This window comes from Streptomyces sp. NPDC050548 (genome assembly GCF_044457385.1).
GTDB lineage: Bacteria > Actinomycetota > Actinomycetes > Streptomycetales > Streptomycetaceae > Streptomyces.
On the sequence record NZ_JBITGV010000004.1, the window covers coordinates 174,979 to 189,893 of the forward strand.

The window sequence follows — 14,915 nt, forward strand, 5'->3', positions numbered from 1 at the left end:
CTTACAGTTCTTTTGCGATCTTGAGGACGAAGTCCCTGGACTTGGTGGGAGTCAACGCCACCTTCTCCGCCATGTCCAGCCGGGTCCGGAAGTTCGCCAGTTGGGTTGGTGAGTCGATGAACACGGGCTCTGCGGGGGAGTCCATATGGACCGTGTCCAGATGGGGATTGAGTGCTTCGGCGTACAGCACGGAGGAGTCCCCGAGCAGGGGGAAGCCGCCTACTTCGAAGGGAACCACGCGCAGCGTGACATTGGGGCGTTCGCTGGACTCCAACAGATGCTGGAGCTGGGCCCTGGCCACATCGCGACCGCCGAGCTGCATGCGCAGGGCCGCTTCGTGGATGACACCCGAGTAGGAGATGGGCGAGTCACCGGTCACCACGGTTTGGCGCGCCAGGCGGTGTGCCACACGCAGCTCGATCTCCAGGCGGGCGAGTGGAGGGAAGAACAACTCGAAGATGGCGCGGGCGTGTTCCTCGGTATGGAACAGGCCGGGCAGGTGCGCGATCTGCACGGTTCGCAAGCCGACGGCGTAATCCTCCAGCGCGGAGACGTCCAGGAAACCAGGCGGGATCTTGCCCCGGTACTCCTCCCACCAGCCGGTCTTGCAACTGCCGGTCAGGTCTGCCAAGGCGTTGACGAGGTCGGCGTCGTGGCACTCGTAGATGCTCGCGAGGCGACGCAGACGTTCTTCGCTGATGCCGAAGCGGCCGGCCTCGACATTCGAGATGACCGTGCGGTCCGTGCCCAGCAGTCCGGCGGCTGTCGGCGCGGACATGCCTGCCGCCTCGCGGAGCCGTCGCAGCTCGGTGCCGAACCTGCGTTGAAGGATGGTCGGGGTCTGCCGAGGTGCCATGAAACCTCTCCTTGTGCTCGCGCACAGTGTGCCGAGTCGATGACTCACGGTCTATCAGAATCTGAAGGTTAACTCTTATGCGTGATGCGTAGCAACGTTATGTAGTTCTTGCCGTACCTTGTTAATCGCGCCGCCCCGACACCCGCCACCCGGCGGAAGCGCACCGGCCCCCTGCCTTCCGGAAGGCAGGAACCCGGCACTGCCACCGTCGCCCGGTAGTCCGCGACCGGCGCCCCAAAGAACCCGTTCCGCACCACGGAGGTAGACCCTCGTGAGCAGCAACGAACAGAGCACTGAACCGAGCAACGAACCGCCCCACCCCGTCAGTTACGACGTCAGCTACAACGCCAGCTACGGCGACCACCCCACCCCCATCCCGTTCACCGCCCCCTGGATGTACGAGATCCACCTTCCCTGCGACCCACGCGGCCCCCGGATCGTCCGGGGCACCCTCCGTGCCGTACTCCACGCCCACGGGATCGGTGAACTCGCCGACAAGGCCGAGCTGTTGACCTGCGAGCTCGCCACCAACTCGGTGCGGCACACCAAGGGCCCGGTCATCGTCCGGATGCACTGGCTGTGCCCCGCGCTGCGCGTGAGCGTGTGGGACGCGAGTCCGGACCTGCCTCCGTTCCCGCCGGGATCGGCGATGCCTGATCCCACAGCCCTTTGCGGTCGCGGGCTGCCGATCATCGAGAGCCTCGCCGACCGGTGGGGCGGGTGCGGGTCCGTCGAAGGGCCGAACGGCGGGCCGGGCGGCAAGACGATCTGGTTCGAGCTTGCCCTTGGCGGTGATTTCCGGCCGCCGTCCCCGGTACTCGCGGCCTGATCCGCACAGCCGGTGCCGTACCTCCCCGCAGCCGACGCAGGCAGTGTTCCGCACCTGTATGGGGAACACTGCCCGCGTTCCGGTCCAGGACTCACTGCGCCCCTGGTACACCGATCACGCCGTTCCGCGAGAGAAGGCAGAGAAGGCGACGACGCCATGAGCACCCACCCGCAGCCCGACGACAGGTACGCGGACATCGATCACGAGCGTGCCCTGAAGCACGCCATCAGGTACGTGGCCGACAGCCGCGTACAGATCATCCAGGGGATCATCCAACCCGTACCGCCGACTTGGGACTACGAACGCACCACACGGGCCATTCGCCGTCAGATCGAGGACCGTGTCGACGAACTCGGCTGCGTCGCGGGGTCCGGGGACATCGACCTCCCCGGCTCGCCCAACTGGTACGTCCCGGACATCGCCGTCGTCCCCGAGGGACTCGCGCGGGACGACAACTTCGTTGTCACCCCGGATCTGACCTTCTGGCGGTCGGTCACCTCGAAGTCCAACGCCGACACGGACCGCGTCACCAAGCGCAAGCGCTACGCCGAGTACGGCGCTCCGCTGTACCTGCTGATCGATCGTCAGAACCGCGAACTCACCCTCTTCTCCGAGCCGGGCGGACTCGGCTACACCGAGGCCGACGGCCCGCACCCCCTCGGCACCCCGGTCACCCTGCCCGAGCCCTTCGGGATCGTTCTGGACACCACGCGCCTCTGAGCAAGGAGCAGGTGCTTTCCGGCCACCTTCCCCGTCCTCGCCGCCTGATCCACGCGCACCCCGCGCCACGCTCCCCGGCCGCCGATAGAGTTTCGATCACCTGTCCCGCGCCAGAGGGCGGGCGGGGATCGAGGCAGGTGGCCGGGGAGGACAGGCGTGGCGGAGCAGCCGGAGTACGTCAGGACCGAGCGGCCGCTGATCGAGCAGCTGACGGCGATGGGCTGGGCCCATCTCCGGGGCGGACCGAGCGCCGGGCCCGCCACCGCGCCGGGTGCCTCGGAACGTACGAGCTTCGAGACCGTCGTGTACGCGGACCGGTTCAAGGCGGCCGTGGCCAGGATCAACCCGAGGCCGTCGGACGGGAAACCCTGGCTGAGCGACGCGCAGCTCGACCACCTTCTCGCCCTGGTCCAGGGCACCGCGCCGGGGCAGGGTCCGAAGGAGCGCGGTGTCGCCGGGAACCTGGAGGTGACCGACCTACTGCGCAAGGGCCGCAACGCCCGCACCCTGCCGGGCTGGACGAAGGGCGACCCCGAACACGTACGACTCGTCGACTGGGACCACGAGTTCGGGGAGGGGCCCGACACGCCCGGCGGTGGCAATGACCTGCTCGTCGTCTCCCAGTTCCGGGTCGAGCGGAAGGACGCCACTCCCGTCACACCCGACCTCGTGCTGTTCGTGAACGGGCTGCCCTGGGTGGTGATCGAGTGCAAGGCGCCCGTGGTGTCCGGCCCGCAGGGAGACGTGCGGGCCGCCCTGGACGACGCGGTCGACCAGGTGCTCCGGTGCGCGGGCGTCAACTCCCCGGTCGCAGTACCAGAGTTCGTCCGCTTCGCACAGGTCCTTGTCGGCACCGACCGCGACCACGCCGAGACCGGCACGGTCACAGCCGAACCCCGGCACTTCGCCCCCTGGCGCACGGTCGCGCCCGTGAGCGAGGACCGCGTACGCGAGGAGGTGGGCAAGCCCGTGTCGGCGGCCCTGACCGACCAGGAGATCCTCGTCGCCGGGATGCTGCGCCCGGCCCATCTCCTCGACCTCGTACGGGACTTCACCACCCGGCTCGGCAGCGGGCACCGTACGGTCAAACTGGTCGGCCGCCACCAGCAGTTCAAGGCGGTGAAGGCGCTCACGCGGAAGCTGGAGGAACGGGACCGGAAGGCGGCGACCGGTGTGGCCGTCAGCCACCGGGGCGGTGTCGTCTGGCACACCCAGGGCTCCGGCAAGAGCCTGACCATGGCGTTCCTCGTCCGGCACCTGCGCAGCCGTCCCACGCTGAAGTCGCACAAGGTGGTCGTGGTCACCGACCGCATCGACCTGGAGAAGCAGATCCGGACGAGCCTCGCCGCCACCGAGGAGAAAGTGCACCGCGCGCCGAGCGTCAAGCGGGCCAGGAAGTACCTGGAGGTGGACGTCGGGGACGTCGTCCTCGTCACCCTGCAGAAGGCGCAGCGCGACGACACCGCGTACGACGGCCGCGAGGAGTCCCTGCCCGACGCCGCCCCCGCCGACGATGAGGAGGGAGACGGGGACGAGGGACACGTACAGAACCGGGTGGCCAATCCGCACCACCACGTCGTCGTCCTCGTCGACGAGGCGCACCGGGGGCAGGACAAGTGGCAGCACGCCCGCTGGCGGGCCATGCTCCCGCGCGCCGCGTTCGTCGGCTTCACCGGCACTCCGGTGATCAGCAGCAACCGCAGACGCAGCGAGGAGATCTTCGGCCCGTACGCCGACACGTACACCCTGCGCGACGCCGAACTCGACCGGTCCGTCGTACCCGTCCGCTACGAGGCGTACGCCGTACCGCTCGAAGTCGTCGAACAGGCCGCCCTCGACGCCCGGTTCGACGAGAAGGTGCCGTCCGATCCCCAGCTGCGGGCCAAGGTGCTGCGCAAGTTCGGCCGCCGCAAGGAGATCCTGGAAGCCCAGTCGGTGATCGAGGTCAAGGCCGAGCACATGCTCGGCCACTGGGCCAGTACCGCGCTGCCCGACCGCTTCGGGGCGCAGATCGCCACCGTCTCCCGGCTCGCCGCCGTCCGCTACCGCACCGCGCTGCTCGCCGCCCGCGACCGGCTCGTCGCCCGCCTCGACGCGCTCGACCCGGCCCTGATCGCCGACCCCATGGCCGCGCACGAGGCCGACGAGGAGGAACGGGCGCTCCTCACACTCCTGCCGGACCGCGAGGTGCTGCGCACGCTCGACGCGGCCGTGGTCGTCTCCCCGGCCAGGCAGGGTAGCAGGGACCCGGAGTCGTGGCGGCCGTGGATCACCAAGAGCCACCAGGACGCGCACATCGAACGCTTCAAGAAGGGGCTGCCGCCGCGCGACATCACGGCCGACCCGGCATGGCACGTCAGGACGCACGGGCTGGCACCCTCAGGCCTCGGCACCCCGGCGAGCGGCGGCCAGGTATGGAACGTCGACCTCGACCTGCCCGCGGACGCCGGACCGCCCGCGCCGCAGGACACGGAGGGCGGCGCGCCGGCGGAGACCATGGCCTTCCTGGTGGTCCAGTCGATGCTGCTCACCGGCTTCGACGCACCCGTCGAACAGGTCCTCTACCTGGACTGCAAGCTGTCCGGCGCGGGACTGCTGCAGGCCGTGGCCCGCACCAACCGGCCCTACCCGGCCAAGAAGTGGGGTCAGGTCGTCGACTACGTCGGCATCGGCCGCGCGCTGGCCGACTCGCTCGCCGCCTACGACCAGGAGCACCTACGGCACGTCCTCGGCTACCGGAACGTCTCCGTGGACCACCTCCAGCCGGACTACCAGGGGCCGCAGCCCGACGGCAGCAGCCCGGACCGGGACGGACTGCTGCTGCGGTCCGACGCCGCCGCCAAGGCCCTCCTGGCGGACCTCGGGGCGAAGGTCACGGGCTTCCTGGCCGCACAGAACGTCACCGACCCCGGCGACGAGTCCCAGTGGGAGGACTTCCTCGGCCGACGCCTCGAAGACCCGCTGCTGCGCGGCGAGTTCGACGAACGCGTCCGCGACTTCCTGACCGCGCTCAACGCGGTCCTGCCGGACCCGCTGGCACTGAAGTACCGCGCTCTGGCAGGCCAGTTGGGCACCCTGCAGTACATGGCCAGACGCCGCTACCTCGACGGCCGCGACCAGTTCAGCCCGCGCCGCTACGGCGCCAAGGTCCGCCGGCTCATCTCGCAGCACATCCAGACCACCGGGATCCGGCAGCGGATCCCACCCGTCGAACTCACCGACCCGGAGTTCATGGAACGGGTCGACGCGAACGCCGACCCCCGGACCCGGTGCTCGTACATGACGGGCTCGCTGAAACTGCGTATCAGCGCGAAGATCGGTGGCGACCGGGCGGGCTACCAGCTGTTCAGCGTCCGACTGGAAGAGATCATCGCGCGGATGCGGGACGACTTCGAGCAGGCCGCCGCCGACCTGGCGCGTCTGGTCGGGGACGTGGCCGCGGCGGAGCGCGAGCCGGAGGACGGCGACGGCCTCGACTCCCGGACCGAACGCCTGGTCCTCGGACTGCTCCAGCAGCACGCCGAAGCAGCCGAGCGGGAACCCTGGCCGCCGGACACCGACCTGATCCGGGCGGCCCGCGGTCTCACCGGGGAGATGTCGGTGCTCGTCAGGCGCCCGCAGATACGCACACAGCCCGCTGCCCTTGTCCGCATGCGCAGCGAACTCCGCCAGCACCTGGAGATCTGGCTCGCCATGGACTGGGACGACATCGGCGACCTCGCGAGCCATCTGACGGAGCTGGCCGTGGAGCGGTACGAGTACTTCCTCGGATACCAGCCGCGCGACGAGGCGGACGGCGGGGATGCCTGACCCGGTGACCGCTGACGGCTGTTGATGGCTGCCAGGCAGGGTGATGTCGTTGCCGGATGGTAGGAAGTGCGGGTGAGTACCGTCGTCGAACAGGCCATCGCCGATCTCCCCGTGCCCAGCGGGTGGCGGTGGGATGTCGTCGTACGGCCACGGCGCCGTACCCTCGGCATCGAGATCGCCGAGGACGGCCGGGTGCTCTTCGCGATTCCCGCAGGCGCGGATCCGAAAGAGATCGCTGACGCGGTGCGTGGCCGGATGCCGCGTCTCGCCGCTGAGGTCCGCCGCCGTCAGGACCTGCGGGCGGCCGAACCGGTCAGGGACCTGATCGGCGGCGAAAGCTTCGCCTACCTGGGCCGCCGGTACCGGCTCAAGCTCACTCCCGACGACGGCAGCAGTCACGTACGACTGCGACAGGGATGGCTGGAGCTGCCCCGATCGCGGTCGTCCGCCGCTGATGTGCGGCCCCTTGTGGAGTGGTACAGCAGCCGCGGGGAGCGCTGGCTCGCTGCCCGGCTGCAGCCGCTGGCGTCACTGGCCGGAGTGCGTGATCCGGCGGGCATCGAGGTGCGGGACCTCGGCCTTCGCTGGGGTGCTTGTACTCCTGAGGGCGCGATCACCGTGCACTGGGCGGTGATACAGCTGCCGGTCGCCTTGGTGGACCTCGTCCTGATCCATGAGCTCTGCCACCTCAAGTACCCCGGCCACGGAGCGGCTTTCCGACGGGCCGTCCGGCTCGCGCTCCCCGACGCGGAGGTGCGCGAACGACAGTTCGCGCAGGAGGAGCCGCGACTGTGGCGCGGAGCTGTCTCTTCGACAGGGCACTAGCCGACGCCCGGCTTCGACCGTGCTCTACGACGACACACGTGTGGTGGGGTCGGCGACGATCGCCACGACCACGCGGACGGACGGCCACGGCGATGGCCTGCCCCTTCGGGGAGTCGCTGTTGCTCCTCGGGGTGGGTGGCCTTCACGTGCTGACCGCGCGGTCAGCACGTGAAGAACCCCGTGAGCGGTGGCGCCGGGGTGGCCGGGTCCACGATGTGGGTCCGGCCATCCAGGGTGCGACCAATCCGTCACAACACTTCTACTACGTAGAAGCAGAGGTGGTCCTTGATCTGCGCCACGTCGGGCTTGGGGTCGGGGTACGCCCACACCAGGTCGGTCGCGTCCGGGAGCGACCAGTAGGACGCGTCGCCCTTGAAGGGGCAGTGGGTGTGGGTCTCGGAGGGGGTCAGGAGGTCCAGGCGTACGTCCTCCGGGGGGAGGTAGTAGCGCACGGGACAGCCGGTCTCCTTCAGGACGAGGGGCCGGTCGGTCTCCGCCAGCACCTGGTCGCCGTGGACGACGCGTACGCGCCGGTCGCCCTGCTCGATCGTGATCGTGTGTCCGTCAGCCATACCGGAAAAGCACTCGCGGGCCCCCGGTTCTTCCCGCGTACGGTGACGGATATGAAGATCTGTGTCTTTCTCTCCGCCGCCGACCTGGACGAGCGCTACACGCGCCCCGCGCGGGAGTTCGCCGAACTGCTCGGCAAGGGCGGGCACTCACTCGTGTGGGGCGGTTCGGACGTCGGGCTGATGAAGGTGGTCGCGGACGGCGTACAGGCCGCCGGCGGACGGCTGGTGGGCGTCTCGGTGGACTTCCTGGCGGCGAAGGCCCGGACAGGCTCCGACGAGATGGTGATCGCGGCCGACCTCGCCGAACGCAAGAAGCTGCTCCTGGAGAAGGCCGACGCCGTGGTCGTCATGGTGGGCGGCACCGGGACGCTGGACGAGGCCACGGAGATCCTGGAGCTGAAGAAGCACGGCCACACCGACAAGCCGGTGGTGGTGCTCAACACGGAGGGCTTCTACGACGGCCTCAAGACGCAGTTCCAGCGGATGGAGGCGGAGGGCTTCCTGGCCCGCCCGCTCACCGACCTGGTCTTCTTCGCGGAGGAGCCGGTGGGGGCGCTGGCCTACCTGGAGGAGTCTTTCGGTACCCGCTGATGCGAGCATGGCGGGCATGGCTACACATGTGATCACCGGGGCCGGTTCCGGCATCGGCGCGGCCGTCGCCCGCCGTCTGCACGCGCGCGGGGACGATCTCGTGCTGCACGCGCGCGACGCGGGCCGCGCGAAGGAACTGGCGGCGGAGTATCCCGGGGCGCGCACTCTGGTGGGCGACCTCGCGGACCCCGACCGGCTCAGCTGGGCGTTCTCGCACCAGAGCCTGCCCGACCGGGTGGACACGCTTCTGCACATCGCCGGGGTCGTCGACCTGGGCCCGGTCGGCGACCTGACCCCGAAGACCTGGCACCACCAGCTCAACGTCAACCTCGTCGCCCCCGCCGAGCTGACCCGCCACTTCCTGCCCCAACTCCGCGCGGCCCGCGGCCACGTGCTCTTCGTCAACTCCGGCGCGGGACTGCGGGCGAGCGCCGACTGGTCCGCGTACGCCGCGTCCAAGCACGGTCTGAAGGCCCTCGCGGACTCCCTCCGCCACGAGGAACACGGCAACGGCGTCCGCGTCACCTCGGTCTACCCCGGCCGCACCGCCAGCCCCATGCAGGCCAAGGTCCACCAGCAGGAGGGCAAGGAGTACGACCCCGCCCAGTGGATCGACCCCGAGTCGGTCGCGACGACGATCCTCATGGCGATCGATCTTCCGGCGGACGCGGAGGTCAACGACCTGACGGTGCGGCCGGGACGCTGAGGGCGCCTCCCGGGGCTCCGCCCCTGACCCCGCCAAGGGGCTCCGCCCCCTGGACCCCCGACCTTTGCCGCCCACCACCCGTTTACTGTCGGTTAAAAGGTGAACCATTCAAGCAACCGAGTCGGGCGGTGGGTGGGCAAAGGTCCGGGGGTCTGGGGGCGGAGCCCCCAGGGGCGAGCTCAGCCCCCGGAGGGTTCCGTAGTCTTCCGGGGTGAGCAACAACAGCCAGTTCAGCTTCGGCGCCGCCACCGGCATCGGATCCCTTCCCGGCACCGACGCCCGGGAGGCCGCGAAGACCGCGACCGGGGCCTTCGAGGACTTTCCGTTTCTGCCCGAGCTGCCCGCGCGGGGGCCCGGTGCGGACATGATCGGCCGGACCATCGGGCTGCTCGTCGAGGTGTACGCGCGCGTGGAGCCCAGCGGCTGGCGGATCGGGGACCGGCCGGGGCGGGACACCAAACGGGCGTGGGCGTGGCTGGGGGAGGACCTCGACGCGTTCGAGGAGTTCACGCAGGGGTACGAGGGGCCGCTCAAGGTGCAGGTTGTGGGGCCCTGGACGCTCGCCGCCGCCCTGGAGTTGAGGAACGGCGAGGCCGTGCTCTCCGACCCCGGCGCCTGCCGCGACCTCGCCGGCTCGCTCGCCGAGGGCCTGCGCAACCACCTCGCCGACGTCCAACGCCGCGTCCCCGGCGCCCAGATCGTGCTGCAGCTCGACGAGCCGTCCCTCATCGGCGTACTGCGCGGACAGGTCAGGTCCGCCAGCGGCTACCGCACCTACCGCGCCGTCGACCGCCAACTCGTCGAGAGCACACTCCGCGATGTCGTCGGGGTGCACGCGGACGGCCCGGTCGTCGTGCACTCCTGCGCACCGGACGTGCCGTTCGCGCTGCTGCGCCGGGCGGGCGCGGCCGGCGTCTCCTTCGACTTCTCGCTCCTCACCGAGCGTGACGACGACGTGATCGGCGAGGCGGTCGAGGCGGGCACCCGGCTCTTCGCCGGTGTCGTGCCCGGCACGGACACCGCATTGTCAGACCCTGCCGGTAGCGTCATGGGTGTCAGAACGCTGTGGCGCAGGCTGGGGCTGCGACCGGGACTGCTCGCGGAGGCGGTCACCATCACCCCGGCGTGCGGACTCGCGGGGGCTTCCCCGGAGTACGCGCGCAAGGCTCTCGCCCACTGCGTCCGGGCGGCGAGATCCCTCGCGGACAACCCTGAGTGACGGAAGGACAACACGGTGGCCGGCGACAGGCAGGCGGAGACGACGGTGCCCGCAGAGGCACGGGAGAAGCACGCGCACCTCGCTGAGCAGATCGAGGAGCACCGCTTCCGGTACTACGTGAACGACGCCCCGGTCGTCAGCGACGCGGAGTTCGACCAACTCCTGCGCGCCCTGGCGGCGTTGGAGGAGGAGTATCCCGAGCTGCGCACGCCCGACTCCCCGACCCAGAAGGTCGCGGGGGCGTACGAGACGGAGTTCACCTCCGTCGTCCACCCCTCACGCATGCTCTCCCTGGACAACGCCTTCGACGACCTGGAGCTGGCGGCCTGGGCCGAGCGCGTCCACAAGGACGTCGGCGCCTCCGACCACCACTTCCTGTGCGAGCTGAAGGTCGACGGCCTCGCCGTCAACCTGACGTATGAGCACGGCCGTCTCACGCGCGCGGCGACCCGCGGCGACGGCCGTACGGGCGAGGACATCACGCCCAACGTCCGGACGATCGCCGAGATCCCGGACCGGCTCACCGGCGAGCGCGTGCCCGACCTCGTGGAGATCCGCGGCGAGGTCTACTTCCCGATGGAGAAGTTCGAGGAGCTGAACGCCCGGCTGGTCGAGGCCGGCGACAAGCCCTTCGCCAACCCCCGTAACGCGGCGGCGGGTTCACTCCGCCAGAAGGACCCGCGCGTCACCGCCGGCCGCCCCCTGCACATGGTCGTGCACGGCATCGGCGCCCTGGAGGGCTTCGACCCCCTCACCCGCCTCTCCGAGGCGTACGCCCTGCTGAAGACCTGGGGTCTGCCCACGTCCACGCACAACAGGGTGGTCGACGACCTCGACGGTGTACGGGAGTTCATCACGTACTACGGCGAGAACCGGCACTCCGTCGCGCACGAGATCGACGGCGTGGTCGTCAAGCTCGACGAGATCCCCCTCCAGGGACGGCTCGGTTCCACCTCCCGCGCCCCACGCTGGGCGATCGCGTGGAAGTACGCGCCCGAGGAGGTCAACACCAAACTCGTCAACATCCGCGTGGGCGTGGGCCGTACGGGCCGCGTCACGCCGTACGCCCAGGTCGAGCCGGTGACGGTGGCGGGCTCGGAGGTCGAGTTCGCGACGCTGCACAACCAGGAGGTCGTCAAGGCCAAGGGCGTCCTCATCGGCGACACGGTGGTGCTGCGCAAGGCCGGTGACGTCATCCCGGAGATCCTCGGTCCGGTCGCCGATCTGCGCGACGGCAGCGAGCGGGAGTTCGTGATGCCCGCCGAGTGCCCCGAGTGCGGGACGCCGCTGCGGCCGATGAAGGAGGGCGACATCGACCTCCGCTGCCCCAACGCCCGCACCTGCCCTGCACAGTTGAGGGAGCGGCTTTTCTACCTCGCGGGCCGCAAGGCGCTGGACATCGACCACTTCGGCTATGTGTCGGCGGCGGCCCTCACCAAGCCGCTGGAGCCGGCGGAGCCGCCGCTGAAGGACGAGGGCGACCTGTTCGGCCTCACCATCGAGCAGCTGCTGCCCATCAAGGCGTACGTCCTCGACCAGGACAGCGGGCTGCCCAAGCGCGACCCGAAGACCGGCGAGGAGAAGATCGCGACGGTCTTCGCCAACCAGCAGGGCGAGCCGAAGAAGAACGCGCTGGCGATGCTGGAGACCATCGCGGCGGCCAAGGACAGCCCACTCGCCCGCATTCTCACCGGCCTGTCGATCCGTCATGTCGGCCCGGTCGCCGCCGAGGCGCTGGCCCGCGAGTTCCGCTCGATCGAGCGTATCGAGCAGGCCACCGAGGAGGAGTTGGCGAACACCGACGGCGTCGGCCCGATCATCGCCGCCTCCCTCAAGGAGTGGTTCGCCGAGGACTGGCACCAGGAGATCCTCCGCAAGTGGCGGGCCGCCGGGGTCCGGATGGAGGAAGAGGGTTCCGGCGAGGACGAGGGCCCGCGTCCGCTCGAAGGGCTGACCGTCGTCGTGACCGGCACACTCGAACACTTCACGCGGGACGGGGCGAAGGACGCCCTGCAGAGCCGGGGAGCGAAAGTGACCGGTTCTGTTTCGAAGAAGACGTCTTTCGTCGTCGTAGGTGACAATCCTGGTTCCAAGTACGACAAGGCGATGCAGGTCAAGGTGCCGGTTCTGAACGAGGACGGCTTCACCGTTCTGCTGGAACAGGGCCCCGAGGCGGCCGCCGAAGTCGCGCTTCCGGCCGAGGAGTAGCGAGGAGCAGCGGTTGAAGGCCACCCGATCGGCGCATACCAGATGCATACGGGTGGCCGGGTCGCATTCGGGCAACCGTCTACGACCGCTGCCCGTGGAAGCCTTCTGCGGCCTACTGTTGAGGTGTGCACCTGCCGTGCCCAGCTGCGGTTGGGGCAACCCCCTGCTCTTGGTGAGCAAGGGGAAGGGTTTTCCAAACGCGGTACCGGTGATGGAAGTCGGGCATCGGACCGCGTGGCGTGGGCACCGCCGGCTGTGAGAGGGACGGGAATGGAACCGACCGAGAGCGCCCCCCCGGACTCACTCCTGCGCCGGCTCACCGGCGCCTGGCGGGGGAGCCGTTGGGGAGCGCGCCCCGTGGAGCGTCCGGGCAGCACCCAGCCGCGCGCCACCGGACAGTACTCCACACCGGACGCGCGCCACGACGCACCGCTCTCCGCCGCCCACGCCTCCGCCCTGCCTGGCGGCGAAAGCGGACGGCACCTGCACTGGCCCGCGCTGCCCACGGCGGTGGTGGCCGCGGCCGGCTTCGTCCTGGGCGCCGGCTTCTTCCGCGCGTTCACCGGCGACCACGCGCTCTTCCCGTCCGGCACCGTCGGCTGGTCGCTGGCCGTCCTCACCGGCATCATCGTCGGCCACCTGGTCGCCCTCGGCCGCGCCCGCTGGTGGGGCGGCACCGGCTCGGGCGCCGCCCTCACCCTCGGCGTCCTGCTGCTCTACGGCTGGGTCGCCGCCGGCATGGTCAGCCTCACCGTCGTCGTCCTGGTCGGCATAGCCCGGCGCAACCGCTGGCGCCAGGGCGTGCTGCACGGCGCGGTCGACATCCTCGGCATAGCCGCCGGAGCGCTCGTCCTCGGTGCCTTCGGCCGGGTGCCGTCCGTCGAGAAGCCCTGGAACCCGGACACCTGGACGGTCTACACCGCCCCCGAAGTGATCCTGGTCGCCCTCGCCTATCTGGCCGTCACCCGCACCCTGCTCTGGTATCTGCACGCCCCGCGCCACGGCGGACTGCCCACCGTCGCCCGCACCGCCCTGCTCAGACAGGGACTGGTCGCGGTCGCCCTGCTCGGCATCGCCCCGCTGATCTGTGTGGTCGCGATCGCCCAGCCGGTCCTGCTGCCCCTCTTCTCGATCCCGCTCATCGCCCTCGACTCCACCCTGTGGATGGCCCGCGCCAGGGCCGAGGAGCAACTGCGCGACCCGCTGACCGGGCTGCCCAACCGGCAGTGGCTCCTGGAGCGCATCTGGACCGCTCTGGACGACGCCGAACGCATCGGCGCCAAGGCCGCGCTCATGCTGATCGACCTCGACCGCTTTCGATCGGTCAATGACACTCTCGGTCATCTGGCCGGTGACCGGCTGCTGTTGCAGATAGCCGACCGGCTGCGGGTGGCGCTGCCGCGCGGGGCGGAGGCCGCGCGGCTCGGCGGCGACGAGTTCGCCGTACTGCTGCCCGTCGCCGACTCGACCACGTCCGCGACCCGGGTCGCCCGCAACCTCGTCGCCGCGCTCAGCTCCCCGCTCGACCTCGACGGGCTCACCCTCGTCCTGGAGGCCAGTGCGGGCGTCGCCGTCTTCCCCGACCACGCCCTCGACGCCGAGGGAATGCTGCGCCGGGCCGACGTCGCGATGTACCAGGCGAAGCGGGACCGTACGGGCGTAGAGGTCTACGAGTCCAAGCGGGACTCCAACACCCCCGACCGGCTGGGCTTGTTGGGTGATCTGCGCCGGGCGCTCGACGCGCACGAGGTGCAGGTCCACTACCAGCCCAAGGTCCGCTTCGACGGCCAGGTCGCCGGCCTTGAGGCGCTGGTGCGGTGGGTGCATCCGGAGCGCGGGAAGGTGCCGCCGGACGAGTTCATAGCGATCGCCGAGTCGTCCGGACTGATGCCCCATCTGACGGAGTACGTCCTCGACACGGCCCTCGCCCAGGTCGCCAGGTGGCGGGCCCAGGGCCTGTTCGTGCCGGTCGCGGTGAACGTCTCCCCGCGCGATGTGCACACCCCCGGATTCGCGGGCTCGGTCGCCGCGCGACTCGCCCGGCACGGGGTCCCGGCGGGGTCGCTCCAGCTGGAGATAACCGAACACGTCCTCCTGGAGGACCCGCAGCGCGCCGCCGACACGCTCAACGGCCTGACCGGCCACGGCGTCAAGATGTCCCTCGACGACTTCGGCACGGGGTACTCGTCCCTGGTGCATCTACGGCGGCTGCCGGTCAGCGAGTTGAAGATCGACCGGTCGTTCGTGGCGCGGCTGGCTGTGGACACGGAGGATGCGGAGATCGTGCGGTGCACGGTGGATCTCGCGCACTCGCTCGGGCTGCTCGTCGTCGCGGAGGGCGTCGAGGACGACGAGACGTGGGAGCGGTTGCGGGACCTGGGGTGCGACGCCGTACAGGGGTGGCTTGTCGCCGCGGCGATGCCTCCGGAGGACATGACGGCGTGGTTGCTGGCGCGGGGGTCTCGGGGGTGGCAGCGGCCGCGGGCTGCCTTGCCGGCGGCTGCTGCGGATGATCCGGGGCGGCTCGGCTGAAAGGCTGCGCCTACGGGGGAGGGGCTTCTGCCGGTTCGCGGCTGCGG

11 protein-coding genes are annotated in these 14,915 nt (G+C 70.3%); 9 read left to right on the forward strand and 2 right to left on the reverse strand.

Features of this window, described 5'->3' with window-relative positions; all coding sequences use genetic code 11:
- Position 1 precedes the first annotated feature (1 nt).
- Positions 2-856, reverse strand: coding sequence for a helix-turn-helix domain-containing protein (locus tag ACIBJH_RS13990; protein ID WP_399117089.1), 855 nt, complete (start codon positions 854-856; stop codon positions 2-4).
- Between the two features lie 271 nt (positions 857-1,127).
- Between ACIBJH_RS13990 and ACIBJH_RS13995 the strand changes: the two genes are divergently transcribed.
- The 4 genes from ACIBJH_RS13995 to ACIBJH_RS14010 all read left to right on the forward strand — a co-directional run bounded on the left by ACIBJH_RS13995 (position 1,128) and on the right by ACIBJH_RS14010 (position 7,040).
- Complete coding sequence (locus tag ACIBJH_RS13995) at positions 1,128-1,685, forward strand: ATP-binding protein (protein ID WP_399117090.1); 558 nt, start codon at positions 1,128-1,130, stop codon at positions 1,683-1,685.
- Between the two features lie 156 nt (positions 1,686-1,841).
- The gene (locus ACIBJH_RS14000) at positions 1,842-2,405 is read left to right on the forward strand and encodes a Uma2 family endonuclease (RefSeq protein WP_399117091.1); all 564 of its coding nucleotides are present in this window, start codon (positions 1,842-1,844) and stop codon (positions 2,403-2,405) included.
- A gap of 156 nt (positions 2,406-2,561) precedes the next feature.
- A complete protein-coding gene (locus ACIBJH_RS14005; RefSeq protein ID WP_399117092.1) occupies positions 2,562-6,215 on the forward strand; it encodes a type I restriction endonuclease subunit R in 3,654 nt (1,217 codons plus the stop codon).
- Positions 6,216-6,287: 72 nt separating this feature from the next.
- A complete protein-coding gene (locus ACIBJH_RS14010; protein WP_399117093.1) occupies positions 6,288-7,040 on the forward strand; it encodes a M48 family metallopeptidase in 753 nt (250 codons plus the stop codon).
- 248 nt (positions 7,041-7,288) lie between these two features.
- Here ACIBJH_RS14010 and ACIBJH_RS14015 read toward each other — a convergent pair whose 3' ends face one another.
- Positions 7,289-7,612 (reverse strand): DUF427 domain-containing protein, encoded by a 324-nt coding sequence (locus tag ACIBJH_RS14015; protein WP_399117094.1) that lies wholly within the window; start codon positions 7,610-7,612, stop codon positions 7,289-7,291.
- A gap of 51 nt (positions 7,613-7,663) precedes the next feature.
- Here ACIBJH_RS14015 and ACIBJH_RS14020 point away from each other — a divergent pair, with 51 nt between their 5' ends.
- From ACIBJH_RS14020 to ACIBJH_RS14040, 5 genes are all read left to right on the forward strand, one after another.
- Positions 7,664-8,203: a TIGR00730 family Rossman fold protein gene (locus tag ACIBJH_RS14020; RefSeq protein ID WP_399117095.1), complete on the forward strand. Its 540-nt coding sequence runs from the start codon at positions 7,664-7,666 to the stop codon at positions 8,201-8,203.
- A 7-nt stretch (positions 8,204-8,210) separates the two neighbouring features.
- On the forward strand, positions 8,211-8,909 hold the full coding sequence (locus ACIBJH_RS14025) for an SDR family oxidoreductase (protein ID WP_399117096.1): 699 nt from the start codon (positions 8,211-8,213) through the stop codon (positions 8,907-8,909).
- A 211-nt stretch (positions 8,910-9,120) separates the two neighbouring features.
- A complete protein-coding gene (locus ACIBJH_RS14030) occupies positions 9,121-10,128 on the forward strand; it encodes a methionine synthase (RefSeq protein ID WP_399117097.1) in 1,008 nt (335 codons plus the stop codon).
- A gap of 15 nt (positions 10,129-10,143) precedes the next feature.
- A complete protein-coding gene (gene ligA, locus ACIBJH_RS14035; protein ID WP_399117098.1) occupies positions 10,144-12,336 on the forward strand; it encodes an NAD-dependent DNA ligase LigA in 2,193 nt (730 codons plus the stop codon).
- 270 nt (positions 12,337-12,606) lie between these two features.
- The gene (locus tag ACIBJH_RS14040) at positions 12,607-14,868 is read left to right on the forward strand and encodes a putative bifunctional diguanylate cyclase/phosphodiesterase (protein WP_399117099.1); all 2,262 of its coding nucleotides are present in this window, start codon (positions 12,607-12,609) and stop codon (positions 14,866-14,868) included.
- Positions 14,869-14,915 lie beyond the last annotated feature (47 nt).

What these genes read in the sequence shown, in the direction of transcription:
- ACIBJH_RS13990 (WP_399117089.1), bottom strand. Translation starts at nt 856, where the DNA reads ATGGCACCTCGGCAGACCCCGACCATCCTTCAACGCAGGTTCGGCACC.
- ACIBJH_RS14000 (WP_399117091.1), top strand. Translation starts at nt 1,842, where the DNA reads ATGAGCACCCACCCGCAGCCCGACGACAGGTACGCGGACATCGATCAC.
- ACIBJH_RS14015 (WP_399117094.1), bottom strand. Translation starts at nt 7,612, where the DNA reads ATGGCTGACGGACACACGATCACGATCGAGCAGGGCGACCGGCGCGTA.
- ACIBJH_RS14020 (WP_399117095.1), top strand. Translation starts at nt 7,664, where the DNA reads ATGAAGATCTGTGTCTTTCTCTCCGCCGCCGACCTGGACGAGCGCTAC.
- ACIBJH_RS14025 (WP_399117096.1), top strand. Translation starts at nt 8,211, where the DNA reads ATGGCGGGCATGGCTACACATGTGATCACCGGGGCCGGTTCCGGCATC.
- ACIBJH_RS14040 (WP_399117099.1), top strand. Translation starts at nt 12,607, where the DNA reads ATGGAACCGACCGAGAGCGCCCCCCCGGACTCACTCCTGCGCCGGCTC.